Source organism: Rhizorhabdus sp., assembly GCF_018006725.1.
Lineage (GTDB): Bacteria > Pseudomonadota > Alphaproteobacteria > Sphingomonadales > Sphingomonadaceae > Rhizorhabdus.
Genome location: NZ_JAGMXV010000283.1, coordinates 1 through 5319 on the forward strand (window position 1 = coordinate 1; position 5319 = coordinate 5319).

Here is a 5319-nt window from a genome sequence, read left to right on the forward strand (position 1 = left end):
CTGCGGCGCGGCCTACAACATCCAGGACATCGCCAATGCCTGGCAACCGGCGCCGGCCGCGGTCGAGGCGCGTTACTGGTACATGTATTATTTCCATACCGAGCGTGGCCGCGCCGGGCTGACGCAGAACCGGCATGCGCTGTGCCGGCATATCTGGTCGCTGTGGTCGCCCAGCTGGCGCTTCGACGACGCGACCTATGACGCCAGCGCCGCCGCGTTCGATAATCCCGATTTCGTCGACATCGTCCTGCATTCCTATCGCCACCGTTTCGGCGGCGTCGCCGGCGATCCGGCCTATGACGACATCGAGGCGCGGCTGGCTGCCCAGCCCGCGATAGCGGTGCCCTGCATCGTGTTGCAGGGCCGCGACGACGGCGTCGACCCTCCCGCGGCGGATGACCCGGACCAGTCGCATTTCACCGGCCGCTATCAACGCTGGATCATCGACGGCGCGGGCCACAACCTGCCGCAGGAAATGCCCGACGCGTTTGCCGCCGCCATCGTGGAACTGGCGGGGCCGCGCTGAAGCCAGGTTCCGCGGCCCGGATGAGGGAACCCGGTGTGCGCCGATGCGTCATTCCCGATGACGCGCTGTTGATCCCGGGTTTGCTGATCTCTTCGGAATACGGTGTTAGTCTCGGTGGCCGAGGAGAAGCGTTTCGTGTGTCCGGCGGGGATAGACGAAAGTATGGCTGCGGCTTCGACATGAATATCCGACGGCGATGCCGATGCCGTCACTTCCCCTGGTTTTACGAATTCTCCTCATAGGCTCGAGCGATTGGGCCCAGCTGATCGTCGGATGGTTTCGGAGCTAGACTTCACAATGCAATCGCTGTGATTGCGACAGGCAAGCAGAGGAAGCAGATATGAAATTCATGATAGCGATCGTTGCTGCTCTCGCCCTTTCATCAACGTCTGCAATGGCCTGCTCGATGAGCAAGAACCAGGCCTCGGCGACTGATCGTCAGCATGCGGCGATGTCGCCCGCGCCGGCTTCGCAGACCCAATCGACACCGGTCGCAAACTAAGCCTGCGATCGACGCGTCGGTCACCGATTTCCATCGGTGGCGACATCCACGTCCAGCTTGGCGCAATGCCGACCGCGAAGCGCTGAGTGAAGGTATTGCACTGGGGGCAGCCGCCGGCTGCTGCTGTCCCCAGTGCATTTTGACCGGAGAGTTGCCGACGATACCGTGTTCATCCGGCGGCCGGACTTCAACGAAACCCGGCCTCACACATCCCTGGGGCTCCGGATACCGGCCGAATTTGAAGCGCCCAGCCTGAACAGATGATCGAACTGGACGTCGTTGCGCAGGCAGGGGCTGATCGCGACTGAAGCGCAGGCGCGCAGACGCCGCGCTGCCCATCACTATTGGCATGTCACGAATATTTTCCTTGCGCGCCTGATGCGGGGCTGCCCTGGCTGCCGGTGGCGGCGATCCGGCGGCCGCCAGCCTGCCACCGGGCAGCGACAGCTGGATCAGGCCGGTTTGCTTGGGGCACCCAGGCATGCCGGAGATCGGCCGCGCGGGTCCATTGCGATAACGTGATCCATTTGCCGGCCTGCCGCGTAAGGCTGACGGAACGGGTGTCAGCGGGGCGGGCCATGCGCGACAGAGGTGGCGAAAGGTGATCACGATCGACGGGTCACGCGCCGAGGGCCGTGGCGGGGCCGGCGTCTGCCGCGGCGCGATCGATGTCGGCCATACGCGGATCGAGACGTCGTGATCGGGCGGTGGCGTCTTGCGGCCTATGCCCTGCCGGCACTGGCGCTGTCCCTGCCGACGATCCCCGCCTATGTCTACCTGCCGGGCCTTTATGCCGAACGTGTCGGCCTGGCGGCGACGGCGTCGATCCTGTTTGCGGTGCGCATGGCGGATATTCTGGCCGACCCGCTGATCGGCTGGGCGGCGGACCGATGGGGCCGCCGAAAGGAATTGATCGCCATAGGCGCGCCCATTGCCGGGTTGGGGCTGGTGTGCCTGTTCACGCCGGGCGGCACGGACGGGCCGGTCGATCTCGCGATCTGGGCGCTTGCCCTCTATGTCGGCTGGTCGCTGGTGGCCATTCCCTACCAGGCCTGGGGCGCGCAGCTGGCAACCGGCTATGACGCGCGCAGCGGCGTCGCCTTCGCGCGCGAAGTCGCCGGTCTGGCCGGGATTCTCGCCGCCGGAAGCCTGCCCGTATTCGTCACCCGCGGCGGGGGCGACCTGGCCGCCAGCGTTGCCACGGTGGCATGGGTCGGGATCGCCATAGGTATCCCGGCCTTCCTGTTGCTGCTGTTCGCCGTACCTGATCCGGGCCGTCGCGCGCCAGCCCCGATTGCGCCGGCCGCCGTCCTGCAGATCGTCCGCAACCGCCCATTCCTGCAACTGATGCTGGGCTGGTTCGGCAATGGCTTCGCCAACGGTCTTGCCGCCGCGCTGTTTCCGCTGTTCGTGCGCCATCGGCTGCAGGCGTCGGAGGTCGACACTGCGCAGGCGCTGCTGATCTACTTCCTGTCGGGTATCCTGGCGATCCCGGGCTGGCTGTGGCTTAGCCGGCGTCTGGGCAAGCATCGAGCCTGGTGTGCGGCGATGCTTTGCTGTGCGGCGGCCTTCGTCTGGGCACCGCTGCTGGGGCCCGGCGGGATCGGCTGGTTCCTGGTGATCTGCGCGGTGACGGGGGCGACGCTCGGCGCTGATCTCGCGCTGCCCCCGGCACTTCAGGCCGATGTCCTGGATTATGATCGCTGGCGCTTCCGCGTCGATCGCGCGGGGTTGATGTTTGCCTTGTGGACGGTCGCGACCAAGCTGGCGGCGGGCCTTGCGGTCGGCTTCGGGCTGGGGGTGCTGGCACTGGCCGGATTTTCGCCCGATGGCGGCAACGGCGAGGCGCAGCTTTTGCTTCTCGCGCTGATCTATGGCGGGGTGCCGGTCGTAATCAAGCTGTTGGTGATCGGACTGATCTGGCGCTACAGGATCACCGCGCGCACACATCGCGCGCTGTCCAGGCGCATGGCGATGAGGATGGAATGCGCGGATACCTGATGTCCTTGATGGTCGGTCTGGCACTGGTACTGGCGGGATGCGGGGGCATGAAGATCGATGACGTGTCGCGGCCCGATCCGGTGTTTCGGATCGAAGACTATTTTCAGGGCAAGTCGGCTGCGACCGGCATGTTCGTCGATCGCTTCGGCAAGGTCCGACGGCAGTTCGTCGTCGATCTGGATGGTGTGTGGGATGGCCAGCGCCTCACCCTGACCGAGGATTTCCGCTATGACGATGGCGAGACCGAACGCCGCGTCTGGGTCTTTGCCCGGCAGCCCGATGGCAGTTACGAGGGCCGGGCCGACGGGGTGATCGGAACGGGTCGCGCCCAGGCGCGCGGCAACGCCTTCAACCTGCGCTACCGCTTCTCGCTCAAGGTGGGAGAGGATCGCTGGGAGGTGGATTTCGACGACTGGATGTTCCTGCAGCCCGACGGCGTGGTGCTCAACCGGGCCTCGGTCACGAAGTTTGGTTTCGAGATCGGCACTGTCATCGTGTCGTTCCGCCGGCTCAATGACGGCCGGCCTGCCGCCGGGTGAGGCCGATCACGCCGCTCAGTCCCCTCCTTTGGAGCTTGAGCAACTGCCCGTCTGAAGCCGTTTCAATCCACGCTCCCGCACGGGGAGCGACATCGCGTCTTCGGTTGGCGCGGCTGGCGGCCAGATGTTTCGATCCACGCTCCCGCACGGGGAGCGACGCCCGGCTCTGGTCATCGATGCGGCCCGACCAGGTTTCGATCCACGCTCCCGCACGGGGAGCGACGACCTCGCTCAACGCCGCGCGGCGGGCTGTCATCGTTTCGATCCACGCTCCCGCACGGGGAGCGACTCGGCCTTCGGGTGGCGCCCGGCACGACGGGTTGGTTTCGATCCACGCTCCCGCACGGGGAGCGACCCCGGCCACCGCCGGTGCGAAACACTGAACCTGTGTGTTTCGATCCACGCTCCCGCACGGGGAGCGACCGGTAGCGATGGGCAGGGCGCCGACCGCATACATGTTTCGATCCACGCTCCCGCACGGGGAGCGACGCCGCGGTGGCGGTCGCCCTCGCCGATGATGGCGATGTTTCGATCCACGCTCCCGCACGGGGAGCGACTTCCGCTCTTCCCAGACCCTCTTCCAACAGCAAGCGTTTCGATCCACGCTCCCGCACGGGGAGCGACGCGTCGGCGATCGTCGTGCCCGGCGACCTGCCGGCGTTTCGATCCACGCTCCCGCACGGGGAGCGACTTTGGGACGAGGGTCGGTCGATCTCCGGCACGCCGGCCGTTTCGATCCACGCTCCCGCACGGGGAGCGACCGCCTGTTCCCGCCGCGCCTTGCGCCGCTCGATCTGTTTCGATCCACGCTCCCGCACGGGGAGCGACAACTGCGGGCGGGTGGTGATCACCGAGGGCGTGGTTTCGATCCACGCTCCCGCACGGGGAGCGACCCTTCGTGCTCGAATCGGTGGGGTGATCATGTCGGGTTTCGATCCACGCTCCCGCACGGGGAGCGACGCTCTGACGTGTTGAAGCTGACCGAGATCGTCCAGTTTCGATCCACGCTCCCGCACGGGGAGCGACGGCGGCGACCAGGCTGAAACCAAGTCAGCTTGCCAAGGTTTCGATCCACGCTCCCGCACGGGGAGCGACGGCCCCTACCTTAACCTCTTGTTCCCCCGCTCGAAAACCTCCTGCTGGCGCGAAAGGGGCGTGGTGCGACAGTTGACTGGCGGCTGGCCGGCTGGCATTTGCCGAGTTCTCCTGTCCGGCCAATAGGTTGTCCGCAGCGCGAACCTGCCGTCGGTTTCGGGCGCGCTTGGGGTTCGCGCCGGTGTGGTGAAAACCTGCTCCGCCATTGCTGAGTTGGTCTTGTAAATCCCAAAATATGAGATATTGTTTACATATTGAACAATTCGTGGCGATCGGGTTACAAAACATCCGTCAAGCCGGACCGACCGGTCCGGCACGCGCAGAGGAGGGATGCACGTGTTCGGATTCGCCAGACGCCTGATCGCCACGACGGCGATCGCTGCGGCCATGCTTGCCGGCGCCATGCCGGCCGAGGCCCAGAACAAGGTCATCAATGTCGCGACCGTCGGCGAGCCGCCGACACTGGATCCGGTGGGCGTCACCGCCGACCTGGTCTCGATCATCACCCAGCACATCTTCGAGACGCTCTACACCTTCGACGGCACGTGGAAGGTGGTGCCGCTGCTGGCTTCAGGCCCGGCGACGATTTCGGCCGACGGCCTGACCTACACCATCCCGCTGCGCCAGGGCGTGCAGTTCCACAACGGCAAGCCGAT

4 protein-coding genes and 1 CRISPR repeat array are annotated in these 5319 nt (G+C 66.0%); all 4 genes read left to right on the forward strand.

Annotated features, from left to right (window positions below; all coding sequences use genetic code 11):
- Positions 1-526 (forward strand): alpha/beta hydrolase (locus KAY22_RS23970; protein ID WP_366514151.1); only part of this gene is annotated, 526 nt, incomplete at its 5' end.
- Positions 527-1724: 1198 nt separating this feature from the next.
- The gene (locus KAY22_RS23975) at positions 1725-3029 is read left to right on the forward strand and encodes an MFS transporter (RefSeq protein WP_296625653.1); all 1305 of its coding nucleotides are present in this window, start codon (positions 1725-1727) and stop codon (positions 3027-3029) included.
- The gene (locus tag KAY22_RS23980; protein ID WP_296625654.1) at positions 3029-3568 is read left to right on the forward strand and encodes a DUF3833 domain-containing protein; all 540 of its coding nucleotides are present in this window, start codon (positions 3029-3031) and stop codon (positions 3566-3568) included. The genes KAY22_RS23975 and KAY22_RS23980 overlap by 1 nt, the downstream gene beginning before the upstream one ends.
- A 59-nt stretch (positions 3569-3627) precedes the next feature.
- Positions 3628-4663: a CRISPR direct-repeat array (repeat unit 32 nt; unit sequence GTTTCGATCCACGCTCCCGCACGGGGAGCGAC).
- A gap of 336 nt (positions 4664-4999) precedes the next feature.
- The coding region (locus KAY22_RS23985) for an ABC transporter substrate-binding protein (RefSeq protein ID WP_296625655.1) at positions 5000-5319 on the forward strand (320 nt) is incomplete at its 3' end.